This is a genomic window from Actinokineospora auranticolor, assembly GCF_002934265.1.
Classification (GTDB): Bacteria; Actinomycetota; Actinomycetes; order Mycobacteriales; family Pseudonocardiaceae; genus Actinokineospora; species Actinokineospora auranticolor.
On record NZ_PTIX01000022.1, the window covers coordinates 49469 to 63463 of the forward strand.

The window sequence follows — 13995 nt, forward strand, 5'->3', positions numbered from 1 at the left end:
GAGTCGGCCGATCGGGTGGGTGGGGCCACGTCCGGGTGGCCCCACCCGGGGGCCTAGTGGCCCGGCTTGGGGCTGGTGGCCGTGTTCACCCGGCGGACGGCGTTGTTGATTTGGCGACTGTATTTGCCTTTGGTCTTCTGGTCGACGAAGTGGCCTGCCTTCGCCGCCATGCGGTTGACTTTTTCGGGGTTTTTCTTGGCGTACTTGGTCGCGGCGGCGGCCGCTCCGGCCAGCGCGGTCAGCTTCTTCAGCAGGGGCATCCCGTGCTCCTTTCCATGCGGGGGAGGTCCACCCGTCGTGGTCGAGGTGCCTCATCGTCTCAACGGCTGGGGTACCACGTTTGGTTCCTGGCCAAGCGCGGTCGTTCACCCGTTACTGTGCATGTATGGCCACGTATGCATCGGTTACCGGGAGGCGGCAGCGGTCCGGCCAGCCCGCGGTGACCCCGGAGCGGATCGTGGCGACCGCGCTCGACCTCACCCGGGCGCACGGGCTGGAGGACTGGACGCTGCGCCAGCTCGCCGCCGGGGTCGGGGCCTACCCGGCGGTCATCTACCACCACGTCGGCGACCGGGAGGCCGTGGTGGCCGCGGTGCTCGACCGGGTCGTCGGCGCGCTGCCCGTGCCCGAGGCCGACCTGCCGTGGCGGACGTGGTTCGAGCGGTTCCTCACCGACGCCCGACCCGTGCTGCTGGCCCACCCCGGCGTCGCGCGCAGGCTAGCCGTGCACGGGGAACTGGTACCCGCTCTGCACCCGGTCATCGACCGCGCCGTCACCGTGCTGCGGCACGCGGGCTTCGGCGACCGGGCCGTGCCCGCGCACACGTTCCTCACCGCCCAGGCGTGGCAGTTCCTCGCCGCCGAGGACGACCGCGACGCCGCCCTGCGCGCGCGGACCGCCGCCCTGCGCACCGAGCTGGCCGACCGCGCGGAACTGTCCGGTTTGGTCGAACTGGGGCGCTACCACCGCGCGCACCCCGACACCGACCTCTACGCCTACGCCGTCGCCACCGCCCTGGACGGCGTCGCCGCCCAGGCCGCGCCGCCGCGCGCCCTGGGCGGTGTCCACGATCTGTCCACTCCCGAAGTCCCAAGCGGACGGTGAGCGGTCAGCGGGTGAGCAGCTTGTTCAGCTCGACCCAGCTCAGCGATTCCGCGACCGACGTGTACGTGCCCGCCGCCAGCAGCTCCTCCGTCGCCCGCCGCGCCAGCGCGTACGCGGACTGGGCGATCGCCGCGCCCAGGCTGGCCCTGGCCACGCCGACCGCCTTCAGCTCGCCGATCGACGGCGCCCCCGGGTGCACCATCGCGTTGACCGGCGCCGGGATCTCGCGCACCAGCCTGCCGAGGGTGTCCAGGTCGGTCAGACCCGGCACGAAGATCCCGGACGCGCCCGCGGTCAGGTAGGCGTTGGCCCGGTCGACCGTCTCCCGGAACCGGGCGTCCTCGTCGGTGCCCACGCCGCGCAGGTACGTGTCCGTGCGGGCGTTGACGTACAGGGAGATCCCGGCTTCGGCCGCCGCCGCGCGCGCCGCCGCGAGCCGGTCCGACTGCTCGGCGACCGCGCGCAGCGGGCCGTCGCCGCTCTGGAACGAGTCCTCGATGTTCACCCCGACCGCACCGGCGGCCAGCACGGCGCGGATGGTGTCGGCGACGTCGTCGGCCGTGGCGCCGAAGCCGGTCTCGATGTCGGCGGTGACCGGCACGTCCACCGCGGACACCACCCGGGCGATCAGGTCGACCGCCAGCGCCTTGCTCAGCGCGTCGCCGTCGGCGGCGCCGAGGCTCCACGCCACGCCCGCGCTCGTGGTGGCGACCGCGCGGCTGCCCGCCGCCACCGCGACCGCCGCGCTGGCCACGTCCCAGGCGTTGGCCAGCGCCAACACCCCGCCGCCCGTGTGCAGCGCGTGGAAGGCCGCCGCACGGTCCTGTTGGGAAGTCGCGGCCTGTGGTTGGGAAGTTGTCATGGCACCCAGTCAAGCAGAGCCGACCGACAATGCCGGCGAAAACCCGACGCCGCGGCTTTCTGGACTGTCAAGTCGTTTTCCCGCTGATGACGCTGTACGGCCGACCCGCATCCTGTCCGGGTGCATGAGGATTTCGACCGCTGCGTGCGCGCCGTCCGGTCCAAGGACGCGCGATTCGATGGCTGGTTCTTCACCGCGGTCCGGACCACCCGCATCTACTGCAGGCCGAGTTGCCCCGGGATGCCCCCCAAAGCGGAGAACATGACGTTCTTCCCGAGCGCGGCGGCCGCCCAGCAGGCCGGGTTCCGGGCGTGCAAGCGGTGCAGGCCGGACGCCAGCCCCGGTTCCCCGCAGTGGAACGAGCGCGCGGACCTGGCCGCGCGCGCCATGCGGCTGATCGCCGACGGCGTGGTCGACCGGGCAGGCGTACCGGGGTTGGCCGCGCGGCTCGGCTACAGCGTCCGGCAGGTGGAGCGGCAGCTGCTCGCCGAGTTCGGCGCCGGTCCGCTGGCCCTGGCCCGCGCGCAGCGCGCGCAGACCGCCCGGCTGCTGATCGAGACCACCGCGCTGCCGATGAGCGAGGTCGCCGCTGCGGCCGGGTTCGGCAGCATCCGGACCTTCAACGACACCGTGCGCGAGGTGTTCGCCTTACCGCCGACCGAACTGCGGCTGCGCGCGGGCCGCCAGGTCGCCAGCCCCGGCGTGCTCTCGCTGCGGCTCCCGTTCCGCGAACCGCTGTGCCCGGACAACCTGTTCGGCCACCTGGCCGCGACGGCGATCCCCGGCGTGGAGGAGTGGCGCGACGGCGCCTACCGCCGCACGCTGCGCCTGCCGCACGGCACCGGCATCGCGACGCTGCGCCCGACCGCGGACCACATCGCCTGCCAGCTCGCCCTGACCGACCTGCGGGACCTGGCGCGCGCGATCAGCCGCTGCCGCAGGCTGTTGGACCTCGACGCCGACCCGATCGCGGTGGACGACCTGCTGGCCACCGACCCCGTGCTGGCACCGCACGTGCGCCGGGACCCGGGGCGGCGGGTGCCGCGCACGGTCGACGGCGCGGAGCTGGCGATCCGCGCCGTGCTGGGGCAGCAGGTCTCGGCGACCGCGGCCCGCGGGCACGCGGCGCGACTGGTCCAGGACCACGGCGACCTCGTGCACGACCCGTCCGGCGGTCTGACGCACCTGTTCCCGACCCCCGCGGTGCTGGCCGGGCTGGACCCCGACCGGTTCGCCTTACCCAGGGCCCGCCGGGACACGGTGGTGGCGCTGGTGAACGCGTTGGCCGCGGGCGCGGTCGACCTGGGAGTGGGCGCGGACCGGGACCGGGCCCGGGCGCGGCTGTCGGCGCTGCCGGGGTTCGGCCCCGGGACGGTGGAGACGATCGCCATGCGGGCCCTGGGCGACCCGGACGCGTTCCTGCCGGGCGACCCGCAGGTGCGGGCCGCGGCCCGGTCGCTGGGGTTGCCGTTCACCCCGGCGGCGTTGACCGCGCACGCGGCGGCGTGGCGGCCGTGGCGGGCCTACGCGGTGCAGTACCTCTGGGCCGTCGTCTGAACCGCGGCCCCTCGCGGCGAAAGCGCGGCCGTGAGGTGAGTTCGCGTTGTGCCGGGTGGACCGGTGCCGGACCGGTCAGAGCCGTTCCACGTTGTCGCCTTCCATGACACCCCTGGTGTCCAGCACCGCCTTCGCCCCGCGGGCCACCGCGGCCAGGTCCACGCGGTCGTGCGGCTGCAACAGCACCACCAGGTCCGCCGAGGAGTCCACAGTGGATTCACGGTGGACCGGGACGCCGTCCACGGTGAACCGGTCCGCGTGCGGGTCGTGGTAGGCGACCTCGACGCCGAGCGAGCGGAGCTGGCGGACCACCCCGGTGGCGGGGGACTGGCGCAGGTCGGCGATGTTCGGCTTGTACGTGACCCCCAGCAGCAGCACGCGGGCGCCGAAGACCCGACCCGCCTCGCGGGCCAGGATGTCCCGCGCCCGCCGCACGACGTAACCGGGCATGCCCGCGTTGACCTCCTGAGCCGCGGTCACCATCGAGCACGGCAGGCCCTCCGCGCGGGCCCGGTTGGCCAGGTAGCGCGGGTCCACCGGGATGCAGTGGCCGCCGACGCCCGGGCCCGGGGTGAACGGGTGGAAGCCGAACGGCTTGGTCGCCGAGCAGCGCAGCACGTCCCAGACGTCGATGCCCAGCCGGTTGCAGAAGACCGCGAGCTCGTTGACCAGGGCGATGTTGACCAGCCGGTAGCTGTTCTCCAGCAGCTTCGCGGTCTCCGCCTCGCGCAGGCCCGCGGCGACCACCACCGAGTCGACCAGCACCTCGTAGAAGGCCGCGCAGCGCTTGGCGCAGACCGGGGTCAGCCCGCTGACGACCTTCGGCGTGTTCTCCAGGACGTACTCGCCGTTGCCCGGGTCGATCCGCTCCGGTGAGTAGCCCAGGTTGAAGTCCACACCCGCGACCAGGCCGGTGGATTCCAAGATCGGCAGCAGCACCTCCTCGGTGGTGCCCGGGTAGCTGGTCGACTCCAGCACGACCAGGCTGCCCGGGCGCAGCCGCTCGGCGACCGCGTGCGCGGCGGCCATCACCGCGCGCAGGTCCGGTTCGCCGTCCACCAGGCCGGTGGGCACGCAGATGACCACCGTGTCCGCTGTGGACACCGCGGCGAACGAGGTGGTGGCGGTGAAGCCCCGCGCCAGCATGGTGCCGATCTCGGCCGGGGCGGTGTCCTGCACGTGCGACCGGCCCGCGCGCAGGCCCGCGACCACGTCCGGATCGGTGTCCACGCCGACCACCGCCAGCCCGGCGCCGCTGGCCCGCCGGGCCAGCGGCAGGCCGACGTAGCCGAGTCCGACCACCACGAGGTCCGCAGACACGGGCGCTGTTTCCTTCCTGCCGGTGGGGCCGGGCTCAGATGCTGAAGCTGCCGATCGGGCTGACGTGCGTGCCGTTGCCCGGGGCCAGCTGGGAGACCGGGATGATCGGGAACTTGCACGCCGGGTCGAAGTAGATGGTGACCACCTTGTCCGTCCGGTTGATCAGCACGTGCGAGCCCGCGGGCAGCAGCTTGCAGCCCGAGGGATTCTCGTAGACCGTCACCGGCATGTACTCCATTTGGAACACGATCACGTCGCCCTTGGCGGGGGCCGGGGCGGGTGCGGCGGCCGCGGGCAGGGCCGCGGTGGCGAGCGCGCAGGTGCCGAGGACGGCGAACAGGGGGCGGGTGAAGCGCATGTGCTACCTCCAGGGGGCGTTGGCGTCGGATCGGGCGCCGTGATCCATGCTGGTCATTTCCGAACCGGGCCGCAGTCGCTGAGTCGGGTAAGGCTTTTCACCTCATCGATAAGTGGCGCGTGACCGCCGGTATCCCTAGCGTCCGCAGCGAGTCCCCCTACCCACGGCGAAAGGCCAGGTGGCGATGACCCGCTACGACTGGGCGCTGTCACACCCCGGCGTCGTCCGCATCCGCGCGGGGGTCGAGCCCGTCCGCGCCGAGGTGGCTGGCCACCGGGTCTACCGCCGGATCGCGAACCGCGCGGACGTGGCGGTGTTCATGGCCCACCACGTGTTCGCGGTGTGGGACGCCATGTCGTTGCTCAAGGGCCTGCAGAACGAGCTGACGTGCGTGCGCGTGCCGTGGGTGCCGACCGGCGCGCCGATCAGCCGCCGACTGGTGAACGACATCGTGCTCGCGGCGGAGAGCGACGAGTTCGGCGAGGGCTACGTCAGCCACTTCGAGCTGTACCGGCACGCGATGGCCGACGCGGGCGCGGACACCTGGCCCGTCGACGCCTTCCTGGACCTGCTGCGCGCGGGCACCCCGGTCCCCGACGCGCTGCTCGCCGCGGGCGTCCCGGGCCCGGCCGCGGAGTTCCTGCGGTCCAGCTGGGAGCTGGTCGGCCGCGCCCCGGTGCACTGCCGGGCCGCCGCCTTCGCCTACGGCCGCGCCGAACCGCCGCCCGCGCTGTTCGACGGGGTGCTGCCACCGGCGGGCGACGCGCGCGCCCCGCTCGGCCTCTTCCACGGGTACCTGCGCCGCCAGCTGGAGGTCGACACCGGCAGGCACACCCCGATGGCGACGCAGCTGGTGGCCGACCTGTGCGGCCCGGACGAGACCAAGTGGGCCGAGTGCACCGCCGCGGTGACCGGGCTGCTGCGCGCCCGCCTCCGGCTCTGGGACGGCGTCGCCGCGGCCGTGGCCGAGTCGCGCGCGCCGTGCCTCGACGCGGTCGGGAAATAGTCGGGACCCAGTTCCTGGATCTATTCATGAATAGGTGGATGGTGGATCACCGGCGCGCGCGGCGCACCGGCGGTCCCGCCTACCGGAATCCCGATCGGGGTGGGGGAATACACCCGAAAAGGGAACGCCTGCGCCCTGCCCGAATGCGATCTCGTTGCTAGTGTCCAAATCGCGGGGCCGAGAAGAGCCGCAGCGCACGGGCTCCCGCGCTGATCCCGACAAGGCACCACGAAGGAGCAAGGCCGTGACCGCAAGCATCCAGGACAGCAGGCTGAAGCGTCGTTTCGAGCTCTGGGACAGCAACGGCGACGGACAGATCGACCAGTCCGACTACGAGGCAGAGGCCCGCCGCATCCTCCAGGGCTTCGGTGAGCAGGAGAGCTCGCCGAAGGGCCGGGCGCTGCTGTCGGCCTACGCGCAGATGTGGGACAAGCTCCAGGCCAAGGCCGACACCGACCACTCCGGCACGGTCTCGATGCAGGAGTTCATCCGGGTCAGCGAGCAGGAGATCGTGGACGCGGGCAACCCCGGGTTCAACCAGAACCTGCGCCCGGCCATCGAGGCCATCGTGGACATCGCCGACACCGACGGCGACGGCGAGGTCAACGCCGCCGAGTTCACCCGCTGGATGCGCGCGGCAGGCGTGGACGAGAGCACCGCCAAGGCCTCGTTCAACCAGCTCGACAGCAACCACAGCGGCGCGCTGTCGGTCGACGAGATCGTGGACGCGGTCCGCGACTACCACCAGGGCAAGCACGACATCCCCCTGCTCGGCGGCTGATCACCACCGGTAGCGGAGAACGGCCGAGGGCCCCGGGGAGCGATTCCCCGGGGCCCTCGGCTTTGATCCCCTCTTCGTGGCGCCCCCCCACGAAACCGCGGGCTCCCCCGCGGCCGGAAGCCGTTACGCGCCGAGGAAGCGCTCCACCGTCGCGGCGACCAGCGCGCGCCGCAGCACATCCGGGCGCAGCAGCGCGCTCGGGTGCTCGTACATGTTGACCACGTCGGCGAACCGCGCGGCCACCAGCGGGTCGCGCATCGCGGCCCGGTCGATGGCCCCGCTGACCGCCTGCCGCAGCCGGTGCCCGCGCGGGCGGCGGGCCACCAGGTGCGGCAGCCCGAAGTCGGCGATGACGCTGGTCTGCCACGCCGCGTCGACCAGCACCCGCAGCCGCTCGAAGTAGCCGCCGACGCCCGCGCCGGAGCGCAGCCACGCGGCCAGCGCCGAGGCGTGCAGCGCGGCGGACGGGATGCCCTGGCCGTACACCGGGTTGAACGACGCGACGGCGTCACCGAGGGGAACCAGACCGGCCGGAAACCGCTCGACCGTGTGGAAATCCCGGCGGACGCTGTGCGGGAACCGGTGCGTGGACACTCCTCCGGCGGGCATGCAGGTGCGCACCAGGGTGGCGAACCCGGCGGCGGGCTCGCGCAGGCAGCGCTCCGCGAAGTCGGCCGGGTCCCGGCTGGGCCGGTTCTTGCCGTAGGCGGACACCGTGGCGATCCAGTAGTCGTCGTTGAGCGGCGCGATGCAGCTCACGCCGGGCTCCGCGGCGGAGTTGGAGCGCAGCGAGTGCACCGAGAGCAGACCGTCGAGCCGCTGGTCCCGGGACCGGTGGTACAGCGTGGTGGCGTACCCGAGGTCGAGCGCGAGGCGCTGCTTGCGCGGCACCGGGTAGTCCACCCTGGACAGCCACTCGCACAGCCTGCTCGCCCGACCGGTCGCGTCCACCACCAGGTCCGCGGGCAGGGTCTCGCCGAGCGCGGTCCGCACGCCGGTGACCCGGTCGCCGGAGACCGCCAGGTCGGTGACCCGGTCGCGCACCACGGTGACCAGCGGCAGCACCCAGCGCCGCAGGTGGTGCTCCAGCAGCGGCCGGTGCACCGGCAGGAAGACGTGCCCCGGTACCGGCAGCCGCAGGTGCCCGTCGACGTACATCCGGCCGTCCCGCTCGGACGTGCAGCGCACGGCCCCGTCGGCGACCAGGTCGTCGAGCAGCGTCGGGAACCAGTACGACAGCATGTCCTGGGCCAGCCCCAGCAGCACGTGGAACTGGTCGCCGTGCGCGATCGCGCCGCGCCCCACCGGCGACTCCGGCAGGTCGTCCGGCTCGACCACCACGACGTCGTCGGTGAACGCGCGCAGCACCCGCGCGGCCAGCAGCCCGGCGACGCTGCCGCCCACCACGACCGCCCGGTCGAGCCGGGTGCTCACCGGGTCCCCGACTGGACGAACCGGACGGTCGACTCCGGGGACAGCTCGATCTGCTCGCCGGTGACCGGCCGTTCGCGGCGGATGAGGATGTTGTAGTGGTTGGGGAAGTGGCACGCGTCGAAGCCGAGGACCGTGCCCACCACCTGGTCGCCGATGCGCACCTCGTCGCCGCGGTCGATCACCCCGCCGTCGCGGATCTCGGCGAACCCGAGGAACCCGACCCGGTCGATGCTCGGGTCGCCCTCGGTGTGGTCGGTGGTGACCAGCTCGTGCACCTCGCCCTGGCGCACGCAGCGGCTGGCGAACTCCTCCAGCCGCATGCCGCGGTCGTCGCGGCGGTGCACCAGCACCTTCACCAGCACCCCGGACACCGTGCGCTTGCTGCCGTCCTCGATCATCACTTCTCCCCGATCAGCGCGGCCCGCGACCACTGCTCGGCGCGGTAGGCCGCGTCCACCAACGACAGCGCGGCCAGGCCGTCGCGGTCGACGCCGCCGGTGTGCACGGCCAGCGTGAACGCGCGCAGCACACCCGCGTACTCGTGCCAGAGCGACTGCTTGAAACCGGTGAACCCGGCGAGCATGTCCGCCCGCCACACCGCGCCGTCGGCCAGCCGCACCTCGACGTCCTTGGTCTCGCCCGGGTGGTCCCAGTCCAGCTCGACCCGGGCCCGGGCGCCGGACTCGGCGGCCAGGTGCACCCGCGCCGCGCGGTCCACGCCCGCCGCGTCCCGCCGGATGTCCACAGAGGACACTTGGAGCGAGCCGAGCAGCAACCGGGCCAGGTCGAAGGCGTTCGGGCCGTTGTCGGCCACGCAGCCCCCGCCGCAGCGCGCCGGGTCCAGGTACCAGCCGTCGGCGCCGACGTGCTCCTCGATCCGCTCCAGGTACCGCACGGTCACCGACTCGATCGGCACCCCGCGCGGCAACCCCTCCAGCAGCGCGCGGATCCGCGCGTTGTAGCGGCGGTGGAAGGAGGTGAACAGCACCGCGCCGCGAGCCGCGGCCAGCTCGGCCATGGCCAGGCCGTCGCGCAGCCGGGTCGCCAGCGGCTTCTCCACGCACACCGGCAGACCGGCGTCGAGCAGGTCGTGGCACACCGGGGCGTGCTGGTCGTTGGGCACGGTGACGACCACACCGTCCAACCCGCCCGCGGCGATCATGTCCCGGTGGTCGCGCCAGCACGGGACCTCGTCGCGGTAGGGGGCCAGCGCCTCCGGCCGCACGTCGCACACCGCGGCCAGCCGCAGCGGTCCGCTCTCGCCCAGCGCGGCCAGGTAGTAGCGGGAGATCACACCGAGCCCGATGACCCCGATGCGCATCAGCACGCCTCCGGCAGCACCAGACCGAGGCGCTCGGCGACCTCGCCCAGTTCCGCGTACAGCTCCGCGCCCAGCGGCACGCCCTCGCGCCGCGCCAGTTCCGCGTGCCGCGCCTCGGGGACCCCGGGGTAGGACACGTCCGTGCCCGGCTCCACCGGCGGGCAGGCCAGCAGCGCGCCGAACAGCGAGCCCGCGTCCCGCTGGTAGATCACCGGGTCGCGCAGCGTCGCGGGGGCCACGGCCATGACGAAGTAGCCGATGTCGTCGTCGGGGGTGCGGTCGGCGACCAGCGCGGCGGGCGCCGGGCCCAGCCCGGCACCGGACACCAGCGCGGACAACACCTCGACCATCAGCGCCAGGCCGAATCCCTTGTACTCGCCGTCGCCGGGCGCGCCGAGCCAGGTCAGGTGCGCCTCGCCGTCGTCGAAGCGGGTCGGGTCGGTGACCGGCGCGCCGTGGTGGTCGGCCAGCCAGCTCGCCGGGACGTCCGCGCCCGCCCGCGCGGCGGCGCGCACCTTGCCGGTCGGCGCGGTGGTGGTGCTCATGTCCAGCAGGAACGGCGGGTGCGCGCCCGCCGGGGCGGCCACGCTGATCGGGTTGGTGCCCAGCATCGGCACCCGCCCGCGCGGCGGCCGGGCGATGCGCTGGTGGCCGCAGTTGGCCGCGACCACGCCGACCATGCCGTGCCGCACCGCGCGCAGCGCGTGCGGGCCTGCGCAGCCGAAGTGCGTGCCGCCGCGCACCGACACCAGGCCGACGCCGTGGTCGCGGGCCCGGCGCACGGCCACGTCCATCGCCTCGCCCGCCAGCCACAGGCCCAGCCCGCCGCGCCCGTCGAGCAGCACGGTGGCGCCCCGGTCGGCCAGCACCCGCGGCTCCGCGTCCGGCCTGCCCCGGCCGGAGGTCAGCAGCGGCAGGTAGATCCGGGTGAGGTTGACCAGCCCGTGCGACGCCGTGCCGGTGATGTCGCCGTGGCACAGCGCCGCGGCCGACTCGGCGGCCCGGTCGCGCGGCACGCCGTGCGCGGCGAACACCGCCGCGGTGAAGCCGAGCAGGGCGTCGTGCGGGACCCGCACCCGGGTGCGGGGCGGTGCCTGGTCCAGATCGGTCATGCCGGAGCCGTTCTCGTCGGGTGCTGGTTCATCGAGCAGCGGAGCGGGCGTGGAACGCGCGCAGCAGTCGGGAGACCTGGCCCGCGAACGCGGCCAGGTCGGCCAGGGCGACGAACTCGCCGTCGGCGTGGGCGTGGTTGGCGGCCAGGTCGCCCGGGCCGAGCACGGCCGTCGCCGCGCCCGGCACCCCGGCCAGCCAGATGGCGTCGCAGGTGAACGCCGGGTCGGCGGCGGGCCAGGCGGGGATGCCCGCGGCGGCCATCAGCTCGTCGAGGGCGCCCGCCCCGTCGCCGCCGGTCAGCGCGGGCAGGCCGCGCTTGAGCCAGTCCACCGTGGTCACCCGGGCCGCGTCGGCGGCGGTGCGGGCCAGTTCCGGTACGGCGGCGAAGGTCTCGCGGAAGCGGGCCAGGCCGGTGGCCACCGCGCGGTCGAGTGCGCCGGTGAGGCGTTCGCCGTCGTCGGCGTAGGCGAGGTTGACCAGCAGGTCGCCGTCGCCGTAGACGCGGTTGTGCCGGGTGCCGGTGTGCAGCCCGGCCACGCACGCGTGCTCGCCCGCCAGTTCCAGCGCCAGGTGCTGGGCCAGGAAACCCAGCAGCACCGTGGCGTTGTGGCCGTCGCCGGGGCGGTCGTCGACGGCACCGGCCCCCGCGACCCGGATCCGCGCGGTGGCCGACGCGGTGGCGCGCGGCAGGTAGCGCAGCCCGGTCGGCTCGCAGAAGACGTTCAGCGCGCCGTGGAAACCGCGCTCCACCAACGGTCTGGTGCCGAAGGTGCCCATGGCGCCGCCCTCTTCACCGGACACGGCCTGCACGAGCACGGTGGTCTCCGCGCCGATGGCGGGTTCGCGGGAGACGGCGTCGCGGATGCCCGCCAGCAGCGCCACCGCCGGCCCCTTCGCGTCGACCGCGCCGCGGCCGTGGATCACCGCGCCGTCGACGCGGCCCGGTTCGTGGCCCGCGACGGTGTCCAGGTGCACGTTGAACATGACCGTCGGCGCGTCCACCGGTCCCATGCGCAGCACCAGACTCGGTTGCGCGGCCAGGAAAGCCGGGTCGCGCGCCGCTTCGCGCACGGCGGCGGGCACGCCGGGGCGGTCGAGGTCCGCGCGCGTGGCCGGGCCGTGGTGCGCGACGGTGAAACCCCCGGCGGCGGCGGCGTACAGCTCCAGCGCCTCCCACAGCCGGGCCGGTTCCCCGGTCTCCAGCGGGCCCGCGGTGGGCAGGTCGATCAGCCGCAGCAGCAGCGCCGCGTCGGCCTCGGTGAACGCGGCCACGTCACCGGTCCGCCGTGGCGAGCAGGGCTTCCAACGCGCGCCCGGCCGCGGTGAACCCCTCGACCGAACCCCGCCCGCCCGACTCGTGCGGGCGCAGGCTCAGGTGCGGTTCGATGGACAGCGCGCCCTGGTAGCCGTGCGCGGCCAAGAGGTCGAGGCAGCCGCGCACGTCCGCGTCGCCCTCGCCTGGAATTGTCCACTGTGGACCCATGGGGGTCGGCACGCCGTCCTTGACGTGCACGTGCGCCACGTGCTCCACCACCTCGGCCAGCTGCTCCGTCGCGGAGTAGCCGTACGCCAAGCCGTTGCCGGTGTCGAACAGCAACCGCAGCGCCGGGCTGTCCGCCTCCTCCAGCATGCGCAGCGCCCGCGCCGGGTCGCTGCCCGCCCAGCCCGCGCAGTTCTCGTGCAGCAGCACCAGGTCCGCCTGCTCGGCGCGCAGCGCCAGCTCCCGCATCCGGCGCAGCGCCCGGTGCTCCCACTCGTCGTCGTGCAGGCCGTCGTTGGGGTACGACATCACCCGCACGTACCGGGTGCCCAGCCGCGGGCAGCGGCGCGCCAGCACCCGCAGCTCCTCCAGGTCGCGGCCGAAGTCGCCGGTGATCACCGTGGACCAGTCGCCGATCCGCGAGTCCACGCACACCGTGCGCAGCCCCAGCTCCGCCAGCGTGCCCGCGACCTCGTCGAACAGCGGGTCCGGCAGGTCCGCCACGGCCGTGCCCGCCACCGTGCGCAGCTCGATCGCCGACCAGCCCAGCCCGGTGACCGCCGCGACCTGCTCGGCCAACCCGGGACCGGCCTCGTCGCCGATGCCCGCGAGCACCCTCACCGGCCGACCTCCACCGGCGCGCGCAACCCGGCCTGCCGCTTGGCCTCCGCGATGACCGACACCACCGCGGCGCCGATCGCGGGTTCGTCCGTGAAGGGCTCCTCGCCGGTGAAGTGCCGGTACGCGCGGGAGACGAACGCGGAGAGCGAGTCGTCGCGGAACACCGAGTCGACCTTGCCGCCGCGGGTGCGCACGGACAGCTGCGCGTACTCGTCCGCCCCGCTGATCGGGTAGTGCCCGATCAGCGTGCCGCCCTCCAGCTCCACGGTGATCCGGCGCTCGCGGACCGGCGCGGTGAGGTCGGTGCGGATGTCGGTGAACACCCCGTCCGCGTGCCGCAGCCGCACCCACGCCCGGCCCATCGACGGGAAGACCGCGTCGCCGAGCAGCATGTCCGCGCATCCCGCGCCGACCACCTCGGCCGCGCCCGCCACGTGCAGCGCGACGGCCAGCGAGTGCGGCATCTCGACGTCGAAGGCGCTCGGGTGGTCGTCACCGGCGAGCGTGCGGGCGAAGCGCGGCTTGCGCTGGCTGAACTCCACGGACTTCAGCGCGCCCAGCCTGCCGCCGCGCAGCACGGCGAGCACCCGGTTGGTCAGCTCGCTGCACCGCCACTGCGCCACCGGCACCACGTCCAGCCCGGCGCGCTCGCGCAGCCGCAGCACCTCGCGCAGCTCGACCTCGTCGGCGGCCAGCGGCTTCTCCACCAGGAACCGGCGGAACCCCAGGTCGACCAGCTCGGTCAGCGGGCGCAGCCGCGCGGACGGGCCGGTGCACAGGTGCACCACGGTCCGCTCCGGGTCGGTGATCGCCGCCGCGTGCGCCAGCGAGTGCGCCACCGCGAGGTCGGGCGCCTCCGCCGGGCGGTGGCGCGGGTCGTGCACGGTGATCGGCGGCCTGCCCAGCGAGCGTCCGCCGCCGTGCCCGAGCCCGCGCAGCACCGGCAGGTGCAGCCCGGAGCCCGCGCGGCCCAGGCCCACGACGAGCGTGCCCAGCATGGGGTGCGTGCCTCCTGGAATCGGCTGGAATCGGGGTGT

At 74.3% G+C, this 13995-nt stretch carries 15 protein-coding genes; 4 read left to right on the plus strand and 11 right to left on the minus strand.

The genetic code is table 11. The features are described 5' to 3' along the window. Window positions 1–53: 53 nt before the first annotated feature. Entirely contained in the window at window positions 54–260 is a 207-nt protein-coding gene (locus tag CLV40_RS29235; RefSeq protein WP_104482233.1) for an antitoxin, read from the minus strand. Between the two features lie 125 nt (window positions 261–385). Here CLV40_RS29235 and CLV40_RS29240 point away from each other — a divergent pair, with 125 nt between their 5' ends. Next, complete coding sequence (locus CLV40_RS29240) at window positions 386–1105, plus strand: TetR/AcrR family transcriptional regulator (protein ID WP_146108284.1); 720 nt, start codon at window positions 386–388, stop codon at window positions 1103–1105. A 4-nt stretch (window positions 1106–1109) separates the two neighbouring features. Here CLV40_RS29240 and CLV40_RS29245 read toward each other — a convergent pair whose 3' ends face one another. Further along, window positions 1110–1967, minus strand: coding sequence for an isocitrate lyase/PEP mutase family protein (locus CLV40_RS29245; RefSeq protein WP_104482234.1), 858 nt, complete (start codon window positions 1965–1967; stop codon window positions 1110–1112). A gap of 120 nt (window positions 1968–2087) precedes the next feature. Here CLV40_RS29245 and CLV40_RS29250 point away from each other — a divergent pair, with 120 nt between their 5' ends. Then, entirely contained in the window at window positions 2088–3524 is a 1437-nt protein-coding gene (locus tag CLV40_RS29250) for an AlkA N-terminal domain-containing protein (protein ID WP_104482235.1), read from the plus strand. Between the two features lie 75 nt (window positions 3525–3599). Here CLV40_RS29250 and CLV40_RS29255 read toward each other — a convergent pair whose 3' ends face one another. Both CLV40_RS29255 and CLV40_RS29260 read right to left on the minus strand, forming a co-directional pair. Next, the gene (locus CLV40_RS29255; RefSeq protein WP_104482236.1) at window positions 3600–4844 is read right to left on the minus strand and encodes a nucleotide sugar dehydrogenase; all 1245 of its coding nucleotides are present in this window, start codon (window positions 4842–4844) and stop codon (window positions 3600–3602) included. Window positions 4845–4878: 34 nt separating this feature from the next. After that, on the minus strand, window positions 4879–5202 hold the full coding sequence (locus CLV40_RS29260) for a hypothetical protein (RefSeq protein WP_104482237.1): 324 nt from the start codon (window positions 5200–5202) through the stop codon (window positions 4879–4881). Between the two features lie 184 nt (window positions 5203–5386). Here CLV40_RS29260 and CLV40_RS29265 point away from each other — a divergent pair, with 184 nt between their 5' ends. Then, complete coding sequence (locus CLV40_RS29265; RefSeq protein WP_104482238.1) at window positions 5387–6208, plus strand: DUF3050 domain-containing protein; 822 nt, start codon at window positions 5387–5389, stop codon at window positions 6206–6208. Window positions 6209–6452: 244 nt separating this feature from the next. Then, window positions 6453–6989 carry an EF-hand domain-containing protein gene (locus tag CLV40_RS29270; protein WP_104482239.1) on the plus strand — a complete coding sequence of 179 codons (537 nt, stop codon included), beginning with the start codon at window positions 6453–6455 and terminating at the stop codon, window positions 6987–6989. 123 nt (window positions 6990–7112) lie between these two features. Here the strand turns inward: CLV40_RS29270 and CLV40_RS29275 are convergent, their stop codons facing one another. From CLV40_RS29275 to CLV40_RS39925, 7 genes are read right to left on the minus strand one after another with little or no spacing between them, the layout of a single operon-like run. Then, a complete protein-coding gene (locus tag CLV40_RS29275) occupies window positions 7113–8423 on the minus strand; it encodes an FAD-dependent oxidoreductase (RefSeq protein ID WP_104482240.1) in 1311 nt (436 codons plus the stop codon). Further along, window positions 8420–8821, minus strand: coding sequence for a DUF6917 domain-containing protein (locus CLV40_RS29280; protein WP_104482241.1), 402 nt, complete (start codon window positions 8819–8821; stop codon window positions 8420–8422). Before CLV40_RS29280 ends, CLV40_RS29275 begins: the two co-directional genes overlap by 4 nt. Continuing rightward, entirely contained in the window at window positions 8821–9744 is a 924-nt protein-coding gene (locus CLV40_RS29285) for a Gfo/Idh/MocA family protein (protein WP_104482281.1), read from the minus strand. The genes CLV40_RS29280 and CLV40_RS29285 overlap by 1 nt, the downstream gene beginning before the upstream one ends. After that, window positions 9744–10856: an Ldh family oxidoreductase gene (locus CLV40_RS29290; RefSeq protein ID WP_104482242.1), complete on the minus strand. Its 1113-nt coding sequence runs from the start codon at window positions 10854–10856 to the stop codon at window positions 9744–9746. The genes CLV40_RS29285 and CLV40_RS29290 overlap by 1 nt, the downstream gene beginning before the upstream one ends. Window positions 10857–10884: 28 nt before the next feature. After that, complete coding sequence (locus tag CLV40_RS29295) at window positions 10885–12129, minus strand: M20/M25/M40 family metallo-hydrolase (protein WP_104482243.1); 1245 nt, start codon at window positions 12127–12129, stop codon at window positions 10885–10887. A gap of 1 nt (window position 12130) precedes the next feature. Continuing rightward, window positions 12131–12958, minus strand: coding sequence for a sugar phosphate isomerase/epimerase family protein (locus CLV40_RS29300; RefSeq protein ID WP_104482244.1), 828 nt, complete (start codon window positions 12956–12958; stop codon window positions 12131–12133). Further along, on the minus strand, window positions 12955–13956 hold the full coding sequence (locus CLV40_RS39925) for a Gfo/Idh/MocA family oxidoreductase (RefSeq protein WP_104482245.1): 1002 nt from the start codon (window positions 13954–13956) through the stop codon (window positions 12955–12957). The genes CLV40_RS29300 and CLV40_RS39925 overlap by 4 nt, the downstream gene beginning before the upstream one ends. Window positions 13957–13995: the final 39 nt, after the last annotated feature.